15 protein-coding genes are annotated in these 16,649 nt (G+C 70.8%); 6 read left to right on the top strand and 9 right to left on the bottom strand.

From position 1 onward, the window contains the following. The first annotated feature begins 147 nt into the window (after positions 1-147). A complete protein-coding gene (locus tag KME78_RS03035; protein ID WP_219527147.1) occupies positions 148-831 on the top strand; it encodes a hypothetical protein in 684 nt (227 codons plus the stop codon). A 91-nt stretch (positions 832-922) separates the two neighbouring features. Here the strand turns inward: KME78_RS03035 and KME78_RS03030 are convergent, their stop codons facing one another. From KME78_RS03030 to KME78_RS03010, 5 genes are read right to left on the bottom strand one after another with little or no spacing between them, the layout of a single operon-like run. Then, positions 923-3,586: a sugar-binding protein gene (locus tag KME78_RS03030; RefSeq protein WP_219527146.1), complete on the bottom strand. Its 2,664-nt coding sequence runs from the start codon at positions 3,584-3,586 to the stop codon at positions 923-925. A gap of 15 nt (positions 3,587-3,601) precedes the next feature. Further along, a complete protein-coding gene (locus KME78_RS03025; RefSeq protein ID WP_219527145.1) occupies positions 3,602-4,429 on the bottom strand; it encodes a carbohydrate ABC transporter permease in 828 nt (275 codons plus the stop codon). After that, positions 4,426-5,319 carry a carbohydrate ABC transporter permease gene (locus KME78_RS03020; RefSeq protein WP_219527144.1) on the bottom strand — a complete coding sequence of 298 codons (894 nt, stop codon included), beginning with the start codon at positions 5,317-5,319 and terminating at the stop codon, positions 4,426-4,428. The genes KME78_RS03025 and KME78_RS03020 overlap by 4 nt, the downstream gene beginning before the upstream one ends. Next, positions 5,316-6,686, bottom strand: coding sequence for an extracellular solute-binding protein (locus KME78_RS03015; RefSeq protein ID WP_219527143.1), 1,371 nt, complete (start codon positions 6,684-6,686; stop codon positions 5,316-5,318). The genes KME78_RS03020 and KME78_RS03015 overlap by 4 nt, the downstream gene beginning before the upstream one ends. Before the next feature lie 4 nt (positions 6,687-6,690). Further along, positions 6,691-7,938 (bottom strand): PfkB family carbohydrate kinase, encoded by a 1,248-nt coding sequence (locus KME78_RS03010; protein WP_219527142.1) that lies wholly within the window; start codon positions 7,936-7,938, stop codon positions 6,691-6,693. A 129-nt stretch (positions 7,939-8,067) separates the two neighbouring features. Between KME78_RS03010 and KME78_RS03005 the strand changes: the two genes are divergently transcribed. Both KME78_RS03005 and KME78_RS03000 read left to right on the top strand, forming a co-directional pair. Beyond that, positions 8,068-8,826: a DeoR/GlpR family DNA-binding transcription regulator gene (locus tag KME78_RS03005; RefSeq protein ID WP_219527141.1), complete on the top strand. Its 759-nt coding sequence runs from the start codon at positions 8,068-8,070 to the stop codon at positions 8,824-8,826. Positions 8,827-8,845: 19 nt separating this feature from the next. After that, positions 8,846-10,186: a 6-phospho-beta-glucosidase gene (locus KME78_RS03000; RefSeq protein WP_219527140.1), complete on the top strand. Its 1,341-nt coding sequence runs from the start codon at positions 8,846-8,848 to the stop codon at positions 10,184-10,186. Between the two features lie 43 nt (positions 10,187-10,229). On the opposite strand, the gene KME78_RS02995 is transcribed toward KME78_RS03000, so the two are convergent. The 3 genes from KME78_RS02995 to KME78_RS02985 form a co-directional block, all read right to left on the bottom strand. Continuing rightward, positions 10,230-10,664, bottom strand: coding sequence for a hypothetical protein (locus KME78_RS02995; RefSeq protein WP_219527139.1), 435 nt, complete (start codon positions 10,662-10,664; stop codon positions 10,230-10,232). Then, the gene (locus KME78_RS02990) at positions 10,628-11,188 is read right to left on the bottom strand and encodes a hypothetical protein (RefSeq protein ID WP_219527138.1); all 561 of its coding nucleotides are present in this window, start codon (positions 11,186-11,188) and stop codon (positions 10,628-10,630) included. The genes KME78_RS02995 and KME78_RS02990 overlap by 37 nt, the downstream gene beginning before the upstream one ends. 70 nt (positions 11,189-11,258) lie before the next feature. Continuing rightward, positions 11,259-11,753, bottom strand: a complete 495-nt coding sequence (locus KME78_RS02985) for an anthrone oxygenase family protein (RefSeq protein WP_219527137.1) — start codon at positions 11,751-11,753, stop codon at positions 11,259-11,261. Between the two features lie 131 nt (positions 11,754-11,884). On the opposite strand from KME78_RS02985, the gene KME78_RS02980 reads away from it, so the two are divergent. Both KME78_RS02980 and KME78_RS02975 read left to right on the top strand, forming a co-directional pair. Continuing rightward, positions 11,885-13,144: a hypothetical protein gene (locus tag KME78_RS02980; RefSeq protein WP_219527136.1), complete on the top strand. Its 1,260-nt coding sequence runs from the start codon at positions 11,885-11,887 to the stop codon at positions 13,142-13,144. 133 nt (positions 13,145-13,277) lie between these two features. Beyond that, entirely contained in the window at positions 13,278-14,441 is a 1,164-nt protein-coding gene (locus KME78_RS02975) for a hypothetical protein (protein WP_219527135.1), read from the top strand. Between the two features lie 149 nt (positions 14,442-14,590). On the opposite strand, the gene KME78_RS02970 is transcribed toward KME78_RS02975, so the two are convergent. Next, positions 14,591-15,133 carry a GNAT family N-acetyltransferase gene (locus tag KME78_RS02970; RefSeq protein WP_219527134.1) on the bottom strand — a complete coding sequence of 181 codons (543 nt, stop codon included), beginning with the start codon at positions 15,131-15,133 and terminating at the stop codon, positions 14,591-14,593. 221 nt (positions 15,134-15,354) lie between these two features. On the opposite strand from KME78_RS02970, the gene KME78_RS02965 reads away from it, so the two are divergent. Further along, the gene (locus KME78_RS02965; protein ID WP_219527133.1) at positions 15,355-16,434 is read left to right on the top strand and encodes a serine hydrolase domain-containing protein; all 1,080 of its coding nucleotides are present in this window, start codon (positions 15,355-15,357) and stop codon (positions 16,432-16,434) included. Positions 16,435-16,649: the final 215 nt, after the last annotated feature.

Raw genomic sequence — 16,649 nt, 5'->3', positions numbered from 1 at the left:
AACGCGAATTAAGCATTTGTCCCATTTTTTCGGGATTATTCCGGGAGGGGTGCATTGGTGGATGAATCGGGGTCCGGTCAGCTATGTGGGCGATGTGGAGCCGACGCTGGCAATCTCACCCAGTGCCCGAGATGCGGCGCGGCCCTCGTGGAGCCGCAGCAGCAGCCGGCGCGCCATGACGACTGGGGCTCCCGCGGACCGCGCCGCCTGACGCCGCTGGTCTTCGTCGGCTTGGCCCTGTCGGGTCTCGCTCTGACCTGGTGGTTCCTCGCCGGTCGCCCATGGCCCTTCGCCGATGGAGACGCCCAGGTACGGCAGGACGAGACCCCCATCCTCGCCGAGGTCGAAGAGATGACGCCGACACCGGAGACGGACCCGTCCACGGGCGAGGCCGCCAGGCAGGCCGCGAAGCTCGATGATCTGCTGACCAACAGCCACTCGGCCCGGTCCAGCCTCTCCGAGGCGATCGCCCGCGCGAGCAAGTGCGAGCCGGACGGAAGGGACACCATCCAGAGCATCACCACGAACCGCCGCGACCAGCTCACCCTGGCCCGAGCACTCGACGTGACCGCCCTGCCGGGAGGCCCCGCCCTGAAGGAGTCGCTCGTCGCAGCGCTCGACGCCTCGCACGAGGCCGACGCCGCCTTCCTCTCCTGGGCCCGGCGCCACCTGGGCAAGGGCTGCACCGGGACCATCGCCAAGGACCTCGACTACCGTCGCGGCCTGGACAGATCCGAGGCCGCGCAGGCGGCGAAGGCCCGCTTCGCCGAGGCGTGGCGCCCGATAGCGGAGACCTACGATCTGACCCACTGGAAGGCGAACGACATCTGAGCCGGTGAAGGCGGATCGTCTCTGCGGCGACCCGCCGGCCCAGCGGGACTGAGAGTCCGGCCCGGTGGGCAGTCCCACCGGGCCGGAGTTCTCAGCGCACCCGGGTCTGGGTGGCCAGCGTGCCGCCGCCGGTCGCCTGCCAGCCGGCCACCACCGTCGGGTGGGCGCCGAGTGCGCGGGTCAGCGGGACGGTCACCGTCGTGGTGCCCCGGCCGGAGACGGTGACGACGCGGCTGCCCGCCGTGCCCTGGTCGTCGCGGACGAACAAGTGCGCCTTACCGGCGGCGTTGGCGCGCAACGTCACCTTCACGGCGTTCTGACCGCTCGCCGCGGAGCTCACCCAGCCGCTCTCGGACTCCTTCGCCGCGGGACCGCCGGCGAGCGGGAGGTGAACGCGGACCGCCTGCTCCAGCGACTGCGGCGAGTCCAGGCTGGACAGGCCGGTGTCGGGGATCACCGGGTTGGGCGGGGTGGTCGGCCGTCCGGCCGGCGGCTGGTAGCCCGGCAGCGTCGCGACGCCCCACCGGTACGGGTCACCCTGTACGCCACCCCACGTCGACCAGCCGATCCGGGTCTGGCCGGTCTTGTCCTGGGTGTCGGAGTCGTACACCAGGATGTTCAGCCCGAGGTGCGCGGGATCGACCGCGCCCGGCAGGGTCTCCATCGGGATGGCCAGCTCGACGTCGTACCCGCCGGCGGAGACCTTCGACGCCACCCGCACGCCGGTGGCGGGACCCTGGTGGTTGTCGGCGTCACGCAGGGCGCAGGGCGGCCCCTCGGCCGTCACCGGCAGCACCGCGGCCTTGAACGTGGTGGAAGTGTTCTCCGACGTGCCGCGCGGGTCGAGGGTCACCTCCACCGAGTCGGTACGCCAGTGCCGCTTGCAGTCGGAGGCGGGCAGGCGGGTGCCGACCACGTCGTCCTTCACGTGGACCACCAGGAACAGCGTGTCGTCGCGCCAGGTGACCTTGGCCGTGCCGGAGCAGTCCGCTGCCGACGAGCACGCGGTGCCCTCCCACAGGCGGGAGATGTCCAGGGCGGGGCCGGAGTACTCGCCGTCGCCCTCCACGCCGTCGATCGCGGGCGCCGCCGTGGCCTGCGGGATGGCCACCGCCGGGACCAGTTCGAGCGCGGGCTTGCTCACGCTGGAGCCGTCCGCGCTGGTGGTGGTGATGGTGTAGGCGTAGTCGCCGCCCTGGTTCGAGGTCTTCAGCGAGGGGTCTGCGTTGGTGACGGTGAACGGCACCGTCGTCGACGCCCCGGCCGCCAGACCGCTGTAGGGCGCCTCGGCGCGGTCGGCGGTGAAGCCGGCGGGCAGATCCAGGCGTACGGTGCCGGACTGGGTGGTGCCGCTCACGTTGGTGACCACGACACCCACCGGCCGGGAGCCGCCGGACGGGAGGGTGAGCACCGGTGTGACCAGGCCGCGGAGCTGCGGCACGCCGAGTTCGGCGGTCCACTTCTCGTACTGGGCGACCTGGGGGAGCAGCTGCTGCCCACCGCGTACGGCGGGGCTGATCTCGACCTGCCGGTCGGTGTAGCCGCGTCCGTGGTCGGTGGTCAGCGTGGCCGCGAGGCGGGCCCGGCCGCTCGCGCCCTGAGCGGGGGTCACCGTGAACGTCGCCGATCCCGTACGCCCCGCGGCGATCCTGCCGAGGTCGCCGGAGCCGCTGACCTGCCAGCCCTCGGGGGCCTTCAGTGCCACGGCCGAGCGGCCCAGCGATTCGCGGGACGGGGCGGTCGCGGTGACCTTGACGGTGAACGTCGTAGCCGGGCGGACGTCGAACGTACTGGGACGCAGGTCGAGCAGGGTGCCGAGCGGCACGCTACCGGCCGGGCGGGTCAGCGCGCCGTCGAGGATCGCGGTGGGCGCGGAGGCCGCCGCGGTGCCCGGCTCGGGGAAGGGCACCCGCGAGTCCACCTGGGTGAAGAAGTCGCAGCCCAGCTGGGCGGGGTCGGACGGCACGTCGGGGAAGACGGCCCAGCCCTGGGAGGCGTACGAGCGCTGGGCCTCGCGCTCGATGGTGGCCCAGGTCTTGCCCTGGCTCTGGGAGGCGCGTCCGCTCCACACGCCGTACACGTTCTGCGCCGGGTTCGCGGGGCGGAACGTCGCGGCGCAGGTGGGGCCGACCTGGGAGGTGCCGCGGCCGCCGCCGAGGAACAGGCGGGCGGGCGCGAAGGGGCGCAGCCCCTCGCGGGTGATCTGCTCGGGGAACGCCTTCGGGTCGGCCGCCGCGTAGAACGCCTCGACGGCCAGCCGCGCGGCCTGCTGGTGGTTCCCGTGGTTGCCGGGGGAGGGGGCCGGGTCCATGGTGAGCAGGACCTCGGGACGGGTCTGGCGGACGATCCGTACGACCTTCTCCAGGGTGTCGTCCCCCCAGATCTGGTCGGTCAGCGGGGCGCTGACCGTGTAGTAGAAGTCGACGTCGTCGAGGTTGAACACCTCCCGAACCCCGGCCTTGCCGACCGCGGTACGTTCCTCGGCCTCTCGCAGCAGGCCGAGTGCCGGGCCTTCCTCCGGTCCGACGGCGTTGCCGCCGCCCTCGCCCCGGGTGACGGTGACGACGCCGGTGCGGACGTCGTGGTCCTCGTTCCACTGGCCGAGCGTGGACAGGCTGAACGCCTCGTCGTCGGGATGGGCGCCGACGAACAGCGCGTCGAGGTCGACGGGGGGAGCGGGGGCCTGCTCGGCCAGCGCCGGGGTGACCGGCGAAAGGGCGAGTGCGGCCGCGGCGACCAGCGCGACTATCTTCATGGAACCTCCGGGGGGTTATTCGCGGACCGCCCCCTGGAGCAGCCCGCGGACGAAGTGACGCTGGAGGAACAGGTAGAAGATCACCACCGGGGTCGCGACGATGACCGATCCGGCGGCGAGCAGGGTGAAGCCGGAGGTGTACTGGCCCTGGAAGAAGGCCAGACCCAGCGGCGCGGTACGCAGCGACTCGCTGGTCACCATGATCAGCGGGATGAGGAACTCGTTCCACGTCCACATGAAGACCAGGACGGTCAGCGTGACCACGGCGGGCCGGGCCGGGGGCACCAGCACCTGCCACAGGATGCGCCAGGTCGAGGCGCCGTCGATGCGGGCGGCCTCGACGATGGCCCGGCTGCTGGCCCGGAAGTAGGCCCGCATCCAGAATGTGCCGAACGCCACCGAGAGCGCGACCTGCGGCAGCGCCACCGACCAGAACGTGTCGATCAGGCCGAGCGACCGCAGGTCGAAGTAGAGCGGCACCGCGATGGCCTCGCTCGGCATCATGATCCCGAGCATGAACAGGTAGAACAGCACCGACTGGCCGCGGAAGCGCATGGTGCCGAACGCGTACCCGCTCATGATCGACAACACCACGCTGACCACCACGACGAACGCCGACACCGCCAGGCTCGTACGCAGGTAGGTGCTGAACCGCCCGATCTCCCACGCCGCCGAGAAGTTGCCCACGTGCAGCCCCGCCACGCTGAGCCCCTGCCCGGTGGCGTCGGCGCTGTCGTCGGGGCCGAGCGCGGCGAACAGGATCGACAGGATGGGGAAGAGCGCGAACGCGGCGAACGCCGACAGGATGACGTAGTTGGCCAGCCGCTCCCCACGCGAGATCACGAGGCCCCCCTGTCCGATCTGTCCGCGAAGCGGTTGATCACGAACGAGATCGCGAAGATGACCACCGTCAGGGTCACCCCGATCGCCGCCGCCGAACCGATCTGGCTGAGCCCGAAGGCCCGGTGGTAGACCTCGTACGACGGCACCGACGTGGAGTCGCCGGGACCGCCGCGCGTGGTGATGTACACCAGGTCGAACGTCCGCAGCGCGGCGATGACGGTCAGTGTCAGCGCGACCGCGATCTCCCCGCGCACCGAGGGCAACGTGACCGCGAAGAACTCCTTGACCGCGCCCGCCCCGTCGAGCCGCGCCGCCTCGTACAGCTCCACCGGGATGCGGCTCATCCCGGCCAGCAGCAGCACGGTCACCAGCCCGGTCTCGAACCAGGTGCCGACCACGCCGACGGCCGGCAGCGCGAACGTGTAGTCACCCAGCCAGCCCCTGGTGAGCGAGTCGAGGCCGAGCGCGTCGAGCAGGCCGTTGAGCGTGCCGTCCGGGGCGTACACGCGGCGCCAGGCGACGGCCACCACGACCATGGCGACCACCTGCGGCAGGAACACCACCGTGCGGAAGAACCCGAGCCCGCGCACCTTGGCGTGGTTGAGTATCGCGGCCAGCGTCAGCCCGATGGCCAGCGGCGCCAGCGCGTAGAACCCGACGAGGACCAGCGCGTGGACGAAGGCGTCACGGAGCCCCTCGTCCGCGACGATCGCCGCGTAGTTGGACAGTCCCGCCCACCGGCCGACGGACAGCCCGTCCCAGTCGTACAGCGACAACTGCACGGCGCGGCCGATCGGATAGAGCAGGAACGCCGCGTAGATGACGAACGCCGGCAGTAAATAGAGGTAGGCGACCCGTCTGGGCTCCCCGGGAGGACGGGCCACGCTCACCCGTTCGTCTCCGAGAAGGTCTTGTAGTCCTTCTCCAGCGTGGCCAGGAACTCCTGCGGAGTCGCCTTCTTGGCCAGCAGGTCCTGCAGCGCCGCGCCCAGCGTGTCGGCGAAGGTCGGTGTCGCATAGTCGAGGTAGGGCACCAGGCCGTCGTTCTTGGTCGCGGTGCCGAACGCCTTGAAGACGTCCTGCTGCGCGCCCGCCTTGACGCTCTGCTGGTCGGTGTCGGCGACCGGCAGGTTCCCGGTGGCGGTGAGCACCTTCATGGCGTCGGCGTTGGTGATGAAGTCGATGTACGCCGCCGCCGCGTCGGGGTTGGGGCTCTTGGCGGTGATGGCGAACGGCAGGCCCGTGCCACCGGTCGCGACGGGCGGCGCGTCGGCCGTGACGCCGGGCGGCAGCATGAAGCCCAGGTTCTTGCCCAGGACCTTCTCCATGTCGGCCATCAGCCAGGTGCCGGCGATCATGAAGACGCCCGTACCCTTGCTGAACGCCTGCCACGCCGGGTCATAGCCCTGCCCGTTGAAGCCCTTGTTGAAGTAGCCCTTGTCGACCCAGTCGACGAGCTGCTGGGCGGCCTTGGTGTTCTCGGGCGTGTTCCACGAGGCGCCCTTGCGGCCGAAGGCCAGCGTGCTGATCTGCGCGGCGGGGACGTCGCGGCCCTGCACGGTGCCGAACACGTGGATGGCCGGCCATTTGTCGAGGTTGCCGAGCTGCATCGGCACCTCGCCGGCGCCCTTGGCCTTGGCCAGCGCGGCCTGGAACTCCTCCCAGGTCTTCGGCGGCTGCAGGGCGAGACTGGTCAGCTTGGCGGCGTTGTAGTAGATGCCGACGACCTCGCCGACCTGGGGCAGGCCGTACAGGTTGCCCTCGCCGAACACCTTGCCGTCGGCGCTGTAGCTGGAGTAGCGCAGGACCGAGTCCGGATAGCGCTTCTTCCAGTGGTACGCCTCGGCGTAGACGTTCAGCGGGCGCAGCTGGCCGGCCTTCACGAACGCGCCCATCGAGGACCGGCCGTTGTTGGCCTCCACCACGTCCGGCGGTTCGTTGCCGCTCAGCGCCAGGCGCAGGGTGGTGTTGAGGTCGTCGAAGGAGCGGGAGACCCGCTTGAGCTTGATGTTGGGGTACTTCGCCTCGAACGCGGCGTTGAGCTGCTTCATCTGGGCGGCCTGCCCGCCGCGTACCTCCTGGTCCCAGACGGTGAGGGTGACGTTGCCGAGGTTCGCGGCGTCGGTGCGCACCTCGCTCGGCGCCGCCGACGAGGCCGTCGTCGGCGGAGCCGAGGAGCCGGGCGCGCACGCCGTCGCGGCGAGGGCCACGACGGTGGCGGCGAGTACGGCACGTCCGCGAGGTGTCGAGGCGATCATGGTGTTACTCCTTTTGCGCAGGCACGCGAGACGTGTTCGGGTCCTCGGGCTCGTCGGGTGGGCCGCCTGCCTCGGTCGCGGCTGTGGCTGCCGCGCCTTCGGGCTTGGGCGGTGGCTTACCCGGCGTCTGCGGAGCCATCCCCACGTCGGCGTGGCGGGCGATGGTGGCGGCCGCTCGGCGTACCGCGCCCACCGGGTCGGTGGGCACCAGCTTGTCGAGGAAGGCGTACCGGCGGGCCAGCGAGTCGCCGTAGGCGCCGCTGTGGCCGGCCGCCGCCCGCACCTCGTGCCACCAGTCGGCGATGTCCCCCCAGCCGGGCGCGGCCAGCGAGCCGCCGAACTGCTGGACGGCCAGCGCCGAGCAGACCCCGGCGAACGCCAGCCGGTCGTTCAGCGGCCAGCCGCACAGGGTGCCGAGCACGAGTCCCGCGCCGAAGACGTCACCCGCGCCGGTCGGGTCCAGCGCCGTCACCCGCGGAGCCGGGACGAACGCCTCCTCACCCGTCAGGGAGTCGATGGCCATGGCGCCGTTGGCCCCGTCGGTGACCACGGCGAGGGGAACCCGGTCGGCGATCGCGTACAGCGCGTCACGCGGGGTCTCGGTGGCGGTGTAGGCCATGGCCTCGACCGCGTTGGGCATGAACGCGTGGCAGACCGAGAGCTGCTCCAGCAGGTCGGGCGACCAGGCGCCGGACGGGTCCCAGCCCACGTCGGCGAAGATGAGGGCACCGTCGAGCTGCGCCTTCTCGGCCCAGTTGCACTTGCCGGGCATACCGAGCGGCTCTTCGGCGGACAGCGTCACGATCGCCGCCCTGGACCGGGGCGGGGCGCCGATCATGTCCGAGGCCGACATGGGTGCGGAGTGGCCGTGGGTCACCATGCTGCGGTCGCGGTCGACGGCCATGGAGACCGTCACCGGTGAGTGCCAGTTCTCGAAGCGCCGGGACCTGGACAGGTCAACGGATTCCTGCTCCGCGAGCGTACGCCAGCAGAAGTCGGCGTAGTCGTCGTCCCCGAACGCGGCGGCCAGCGAGGTACGCAGGCCCAGCCGGCTGGTCGCGATGGCCAGGTTGGCGATGCCGCCCGGGCACGAGCCCATGCCGTCGGCCCAGATCTCCGTGCCGGCGGCCGGCATCGAGGCCAGCCCGGTGAACACGATGTCGAGGAAGACCGTGCCCGCTAAGAAGACGTCGAACTGTGGCCCCTCCGGGGTTCGCTGATCGGCTAGAGGGTCATAAGCCTGGCTAGACACGGAAAGTCCTCCTCGACAGAGCGAGATGTGCGCAATCTTGCATGTTTGGCCGCGCACTTCAAGTGTTTCGCGCGGGTTTTTGGTCAATGATGCTCACTCATGCGCGGATATGACTGATACGATGCCTCCGTGCTTCAGCGCCTCAGGCATGCCGAGATCATGCGCCGGGTCCGCCTCTCAGGCGCCACCAGCGTTGCCGATCTGGCCAGCCAGCTCGGCGTGAGCCCGTCCACCATCCGCCGCGACCTTGAGGTGCTCGACCGCGATGGCACGCTGAGGCGCGTGCGCGGCGGCGCTCTCGCCGAGGTCGACGCCGACACCAACCGGCCCTTCGCCGCGGTGGCGGGGGTCGACGAGCAGGACAAGGAGGCCGTGGCCGGCCGCGCCGCGCAGCTCGTCCGCGACGGCGACGTGGTCCTGCTCGACATCGGGACGACGACGATGCGCCTGGCCCGCCGGCTCCGTGGCCGCCGCATCACCGTGGTCACCTCCAGCCTCGCCGTTCTCGACGTGCTCCGCGCCGACCCGGCGGTCGAGCTGCTGCTGCTCGGCGGCATGGTCCGCCGGACATACCACTCGCTGGTCGGGGTGCTGACCGAGGAGGCGCTGCGCCAGGTGTGCGCCGACCGCGTGTTCCTGGGCGTGAGCGGCGTCCGGCCGGACGGCCAGCTCGTCGACACCACGCTCGCCGAGGTGCCGCTGAAGCGGGCCATGATCGCGGCGGCGGGCCAGGTGGTGTTACTCGCCGACCGGCAGAAGTTCCCCGGCACCGGCGCGCTGCGGGTGTGTGGTCCCGAGGACATCGACGTGATCGTCACGAACGAGGGCGCCGACGCGACGACGCTGCGCAACTGCGCCGCCGCGGGCGCCGAGGTGCAGGTCGTGTGAATCGGGTGAAGGGGTGGCGATGAGACTGACCGTCCTCGGCGGCGGCGGCTTCCGGGTCCCGTTGGTCTACGGCGCGTTGCTGCGCGACACCGCGAAGCCGCGCGTGGAGGAGGTGGTGCTGTACGACGTGTCGGCGGACCGGCTGGCCGCCATCCAGCACGTGCTGCAGCAGCTCGCCGCCGGGCACGACGACCCGCCCAAGGTGCTGACCACCACCGACCTGGACACCGCGCTGCGCGATGCCACCTTCGTCTTCTCGGCGATCCGCGTCGGCGGCCTGGCGGGCCGCACCGCCGATGAGCGGGTCGCGCTGGAGCTGGGCCTGCTCGGTCAGGAGACGACCGGGCCCGGCGGCATCGCCTACGGCCTGCGCACGATCCCCGTCGCCGTCCGGGTGGCCGAGCGGGTGGCCGCTCTCGCGCCCCAGGCGTGGGTGATCAACTTCACCAACCCGGCCGGCATGATCACCGAGGCCATGCGGAGCGTGCTCGGCGATCGCGTGGTCGGCATCTGCGACTCGCCGATCGGGCTGATCCGCCGCGCCGCCGCCGCCCTCGGCCTCGACCCGGCGCGCGTGGCGCCCGACTACGTGGGCCTCAACCATCTCGGCTGGCTGCGCGGGCTCTCCTACCAGGGTCGCGACGTGCTGCCCGACCTGCTCGCCGACGACGTGGCGCTGCGGCGGGTCGAGGAGGCCCGGATCTTCGGCGGCGACTGGGTGCGGACGCTGGGGGCGCTGCCCAACGAGTATCTGTACTACTACTACTTCAACCGCGAGTCCGTCGCCGCCATCTCCGGGCCGACCCGTGGCGAGTCGCTGCTCGGGCAGCAGGACCGGTTCTACGCGGCCGTACGCGAGCGGCCCGAGCACGCCCTCGCCGAGTGGGGCAGGGCACGCAGCGAGCGCGACGCGTCGTACATGGCCGACACCCGCGAGATCACCGACGCCGGCGAGCGTGACACCGCCGATCTGGAGGCGGGCGGCTACGAAGGCATCGCGCTCGCCCTCATGGCCGCCATCGCCCGCGGTGAGCCGTCTACCATGATCCTCAATGTCCGCAACGGCAGCGCGGTGCCCGGCCTGCCCGCGGAGGCGGTCGTCGAGATCCCCTGCGCGGTGGACGGCTCCGGGATCCGGCCGCTGGCCACCCGGCCGCTCCCCGGCCGGTTCCTCGGTCTCGTGCAGCAGGTGAAGGCGGTCGAGCAGACGGCCATCGAGGCCGCCATGTCGGGCTCGTCCGCCTTGGCCGTCGAGGCGTTCGCCCTGCACCCGCTGGTCGACTCCGTCGGCACGGCCCGCAGGCTGCTCGACGGCTACCGGGCCCGCATCCCGGAGCTGGCCGCCGTCTTTCACCCGTAGCGCTCCCTGGCCGCCGGCACGTCGAGGACCGTCGTCGGCACGCCTATGGCACTCTTCTGAGCGCGCGGAGTGTGGGCAGGTACGTGGTCAGGACGCGGGCGTATGCGGTGAGCAGATGGGGCAGCTCATCCGCCTGCCGCCACAAGGAGTCGACCATGGCGGTCTCCTCCGCCGACCGGCTGCCGTCCCATTGGTCGGACAGGTCCCACGCGCGTTCCTTGGCCGCTATGGCGGCCTCCACGGCGTTGGAGGCGTAGCGGACGTTGTCCACCATGGGCGGGGCGGCGCCGGCCGCGGTCAGAGCCTGGACGAGGTCGGCGGTCTCCGGCAGGAGCGGCATCCGGTGCCCCCGCCACATCTGGCCCCACAGGCGCTGCCGCCGCGCCTCCGGAGTCCCGTCCTCGACGAGCAGCGGGTTTCCCTCCGGGTCGCACCGCAGGGTCAGCCCGAGCTCCGCCGCGAACGCCTTGCCACCCACCGGGATCCCTTCCGGGGTCCAGCGCTGGTCCATGCTGACGGCGAGCGCGGCGAGCTGACGTTCGTCCTCGGGACGGGAGGCAGGCAGACGAGCTCGTCCGGCTCCATGCACGAGCTCGGATCGCCGGCCGCCGCGCGCCCCCTGGTCAGCGGAACATCGGTGAGCAGGGCCAGCACCGCGCAGACCGCGAGGTCGACCCACCAGGCGATGAACTTCTGGGCCGCTTCCTCGTACTCGTCGGCCAGGCTCTCGGCGAGGAGCACGCGCTGGACGGTGAGCGAGGCCAGCGGATCGAGTCTCAGCCCTCCGATCGGCCGGCCGGACGCGGGGTCCTGCTCGCGCATCCGTTCGGCGGCGGTGGATTCGGCGGCGGTGGATTCGGCGGCGGTGGAAAGGTCGCGATAGTGCCGCACTGCCGCCGCGTGGTCGGTCGCGGCCTGCTCGGCGGCGTCGGCCACGCTCCGAAGGAGCTGATCGATGGAGTCGTCGCTCAACGGCTGCCGGGCGGGGGAGGAGGGGGACACGGTGACCTCCTGGCAACTGGCTGTTGCCGGAAGATTACTCTCGCGTACTGGCCCTCTGGGGGGAAAGGCGCTAGCTCGACATGCCGTGCACGGTGAGTGCCCAGGCCAGCAAGCCGAAGGCGGTCGTGGAGGCGAGGGTGCGGACCCGGTTCCAGCGCACCCATCGCGCCTCGTCGAACTCCGCCCGGACCGCGGCGAGGTCGGCGATGCCGTCTGGGTCCCCGGCCGCCTTGAGCGCGTCGTTCCGCGGCACGTTGATCGCCATCGTGATGACGAACGTGACGATGTAGAGGACGAGCGCGACCGCGATCCACGGCAGTTCGGGCCGGCCGATATGGGTGACCGCGGCGAGGATGGTGAATATCAGCGCCCCCAGAAAGCCGCCGCCCATGAACCACGGGTTGATGATGGCCCGGTCCATGGCCTGGAACGCGCCGACGAAGGTGCGGTCGTCGGTTTTCCCGAGTCCCGGCATGACGGTGTGCGCGTAGAGGGCGAAGGCGCCGGCCACGAGCCCCATCGTCATGGTGGCGGCCATCAGGGAGACGATGCGTAACGTGTCCATGGGTGTGCTCCTGGCGGGGTGAGGGGGAGCGTGGCTTGTCGACGACGATAGCAAGCAGCTCTGTCGTGGCCCTTTCGTACTGCTGTCTGGTGCTGGATGTTGATGACGAGCAGTTGGATACCCTCGAGATCGTGACGTTGTTCGGCATTCGTCCAGCACAGGGTGTGCGGCTCACCAACATCTTCGCCACGCCCTGGCACGTGACGGACGGCGCGGAGGCGGCGCCCTCAGGCGACCGGCCACGGCTCGGGCGGCCGGAAACGTACTTCACCAGCTCGGCGACCCCTCGGGTGCTGCACCGGATGGCGCTCGACCAGGGGAAGATCGAGTTCGCCGACTGGGACCGGCCGCTGGCGGGTGCGCGGTTGTGGCTGTTCGCGGTGCCGTCGACGCAGATCGTGGCCGTGCTGAGCCTGGACATCGAGTGCGAGCTGGCCGACACGGTCGACCTGCTGGAGGACTGCTTCTACGGCGACCTGAAGATCGACGGCCGCCCGCTGGAGGCGGTGGCCGCGGAGCTGGCGGGCGCGACCGGCGGCTTCTTCCCCGAACGCCACCAGCTGGCCTTCGCCCCCCAGCTCCCGGCCGCCGACTCCAACGGGATCGTCCAGCGGGTGATCTACCGCGGCGATCTGCCGAACCGCGACGAGTTCAGCACGATCACCTACCCGAGCGAGCTGAACAGGCGCCCGGAGACGACCGCCGCCGTGAGCACGTACGTCAGCGTGCTCTGCGGCCAGCCGGACTACGTGGAGGACGGCATCTTCCTGTCGGCCGTGCAGGGGGTGGCGAGCGCGGCGCGGCTGCGTGAGATCCGGTCGGTGGCCTACCAGGCGGTGGAGGCGTTCCGCGGCCGTGACCGGGCCCGGCAGGACACACGGGACCGCCGCCGGAGCCTGTCGTCGCTGACCAGCCAGCTCGGCGACCTGGAGCTGGACCTCAGCTACAGCGTCGAGGCGACGGCGGACCTCGGGATGCTGGTGCCGTCGTTGCGGGTGGCGGGCTACCACGACGCCCTGTACGAGACGATGGGGTTGGTGGGTAAGGCGGAGAACGTGGCCCGCATGCTCGAACGACTCGAACGGGCGATCAGGGCCGAACTGACCACGATCGAGAGCCTGGAGCGGCGGGCGGACGAGGACCGGCAACTGCGGTGGTCGGTGGCCATCGGGTTCGTCTCGGCGGTGGCGGTGCCGGTGACCTTGGTGCTGACGTTTTTCGGGGTGAATGCGCAGGAGGTGGATGTGCGGGTTTCGATGTTCGACGGGCGGTACTGGGGGATTTACTGGTTGACGGCGGCCATCGTGGTGACCGGAGTGGTGGCGTCGCTCGGCCTGTACTTGCGGCAACGCCACACGATGCGCCGGGAACCGCCGCTGAACGACGACTGACAGCCTCGCCTCCGAACGGCCCGCCTCCGAACGGCCCGCCTCTGCCGAATGGCATAGTCGCGGCGCTTGAACAGCGCGGAGATCCGCCAAACGGCGCATGGTCCGCCGCACGGCCGGCCAGCACGCTGGTCGTATGCCAATAACAACCGCACGATCCCTGATCTCGCGCTGGCCTGAGTGGGCGGGCTACGCGGCGGCCCTGTGGTCTTTGTGCTACGGCTCGCTCGGCGCGGCTTGGGCACTTGGCGCGCCCGGCTTCCCCTGGGGCGCTTCCGACCCCGACCTGGACCGAGCGCTGTCCGTCCTCGCCGACGCCACCCCACGCCCCGTCGGCTGGTGGATCGCCGCCTTCGGCCTGCTCGGTACCATCGTCGCCCTGATGCTCGCCCGTGTCGGCGGAAGTGATCCCATCCGCCACTTGCCGACGACGACTCGTGGCAGTGGACGCGGCCTGGCCTCCTTCAAGCCCCTTCTCTCGCCCCTGCTTCTGGCCTGGCCCATGGCGGTCTTACTGATCATCGTGATCCCCGACTCCCGGCTCATGATGGGCTTGGCCTACTCGCCTCTGCTGGCCGTCGCCCCACTCTTCGACCTGAACACGGGCGGCACCACCCTGGCCGACGCCTGGCCGTGGCCGGTGGTCAACCAGCTCGTGTGCGTGTTCGGCGGCCTGCTGCTGGTCGCCGCCGCGCTCACCTACCAGCGACGTCGGCGTGACGCCTGCCAGTCGTGCGGACGTACCGGCCGGGACGGCTGGACCACACCCGAGGCGGCGGCCCGGTGGGGGCGCCGGGCGGTCTACATCGCGGCCACCGTGCCGCTGGCCTACTGCGCGACCCGGTGGTGTTGGGCACTTGGCGTGCCGCTCGGAGTGAGCAAGGAGTTCCTCGACGAGGGCGCGCGCGACGCTCCCGGCATCTGGCTGGCCGGTGCCTACCTGGCCACGTTCGGCGCGGGCGGCGGGCTGCTCACCCTCGGGCTGGTTCAGCGCTGGGGCGAGGTCTTCCCCCGCTGGATCCTCGGGCTGAGGGGCAGGCGGGTCCCCCCGCTGCTCGCCATCATCCCGGCGACGCTGGTCGCGATCATCGTCACGGTGGCCGGTATGACGTACATCCGCTGGGCGCTCTCGGGCCGGTTCACCATGGCGGAGTGGGGCGCCTGGCTGCCGGAGACGCTCTGGCCCGTCTGGGGAGGAGCCCTGGCCGCAGCGGCCCTCGCCTACCACCTGCGCCGCCGAGGCCAGTGCCGTCACTGCGGCCACGCGCCGGTCGAGGATTCCACGTTGCTGGTGCCGTAGGTGCGGCGGCCAGAAAGGCCCTCAGACGCGAACGCTGCGGGGGCGCGCGTCTGGGGGCCTACTTCCTCTTCTGGCGGCTGAGAAATGAGCCGTCCTGGCCCTCGGCCGTCCGTGTCGGCTCCACAGCCCGCCCTTGACCGTCGGGCGGCCTAGCCTCTCGGGTCCGGCTTCCAGTCCTGGACGAGGAGTCCGAGAAGCACCTCGTCAAGGAACTCGCCCATGACCCACGCCGAGGAGCGCAGCACGCCCTCGCGGACGAAGCCGTTGTTCTCGGCGGAGCGCAACATCGCGACGTTGTCCGACAGCGTCTCGATCTGCAGCCGCTGCAGGCCGAGCACGACAAAAGCGTAGTGGCACATCACCGAGACCACGTCGGTGCCGTAGCCCTTGCCGCGGGCGGACGGCAGCAGCCCCAGCCCGATGTGCGCGGACCGGTTGTGGTCGTCGATGCCCCACAGCCCCGCGCTGCCGACCAGCATGCCGCCGCCCAACTCCGCCACTGAGAACCGGGCGGACCCTTGCGCCTTGTCGTCCACCACGTAGGGCGAGTCCTTCGAGCCGGGCGTGATCGGCCGCCACGGCTGGTCATTCATCCGCGAAAAGGTGGCCACGTCATCGCCGAGCTCGGCCTGCAGGATCGGAATATCGCTCTCGTGTCGGGCTCTGAGCTCGACCTTGCTTCCCCTTAGCATGCATGGTTCCTATCCGATCGGGTTGGCCGGCGGCAAACCGATTAAAAGGCACCTTCGTACCTACCGTGGGTTGTCTAGCGAGGCAGTAGCGCCCACACGACGCGTTCGCCCAGGTGGCCCAGAGGCCGTTGGTGAGGGCTGTCCATGGTAGGGAAGGCCCCCACCCCAACAGGCAAGCAGGCGTGACTGATCTTGAATGAACTTGCCGCGACATTGGACGCATGACGAAATTGCTCGCTGCTGCTCTCGCCGCTTCCCTGGTCATCGCCCCTGTCGCCCCCGCCTTCGCCGCTGCCGCGCCGCCTTCGCCGCAGTCCCGCCTTGATCTGCTCACCACCGAGGACGGTATGGCGGGCGCGTTGAGCCAGGTGCGGAGCCCGGGCGGCGTGACCGTGACCTGGCGCTCCGGCACAACTGAGCGGGGCACCGGGGAGCCGATGATCGGCCCTCAGGGACGGTTCAGGATCGCCAGCGGGAGCAAGCCGATCATTGCCGCCACCGTTCTGCGGCTGGTCGATCAGAAGAAGATCGACCTGGACGCCACGGTGGAGCGTTATCTGCCCGGGCAGCTGCGCGGCACCGGCGACGGCGCTGAGATCGACGGTCGGAAGATCACCGTCCGGATGCTGCTGCAGCAGACCAGCGGCCTGCCCGAGTTCTTCAACGCGATCGAGTGGAAGGAGCCCTTCCCGGACTTCCTGCGGGTGGCGCTGACCCTCAAGCCCACGCCCCGCGGCTCCTTCGCCTACGCCAACACCAACTACCTGGTCCTCGGCATGATCGTGACTGAGGTGACCGGCAAGGACTTCCGCCAGGCGAGCCGGGACCTGATTCTCAAGCCGTACGGGATGCGGGACACGTACTGGCCGGCCAAGGGCGACTACGGCATCCGCGGCCCGCACGCCCACACCTACGGGGTGGACCCCCGTCGTCCGCAGGGCGGCGAGGTGGACCTGACCGACCAGTTGCCCACCTACGAGTTCGGTCCCAGCGGCGGCCTGGTCTCCACTCCTGAAGACCTCAACCGGTTCTGGCGTAAGGCCCCGCTGGGCAAGATGATGACCCGGTCAGTGAAGGTCGAGCAGGAAGGCTGGCCCGCGGGCGCCCGCTACGGTTACGGCGTGGCCCGGATGAAGTCGAGCTGCGGCTACACCTACTTCGCCGCCGGTGACATGCCGGGGGCGGCGGTGTTCAGCGGCCGGGACCGGGCCGGGCGCGCCGCCACCGTCTACGTCACCGGGGTGCCCGGCAATCGGCAGCACCTGATCGACGCCTTCGTCGCCGCGATGTGCGACCGCTGAGTCCGGGTGCCAGGCGGACCGCTTCAGTGCGGCCCCGCAGCCATACACCCGGTCCGCTCCATGCACACCGGCACTGCCTCGGCTGCCGCCAATGTCCGGAAAATGGCCGATCAGTGGCCTGGGCAAGCGCATGTTCGTAGGTGAAAATCAGTCCGCATGGCTCGAATCATCGTCGACATTCCCTCGACGGCTTCGTCCCCGGGCCTGACCTCCAG

It is taken from the genome of Nonomuraea guangzhouensis, from assembly GCF_019396345.1.
In the GTDB taxonomy this organism is placed as follows: domain Bacteria; phylum Actinomycetota; class Actinomycetes; order Streptosporangiales; family Streptosporangiaceae; genus Nonomuraea; species Nonomuraea guangzhouensis.
This window is presented reverse-complemented; position numbering and strand designations above follow the sequence as displayed.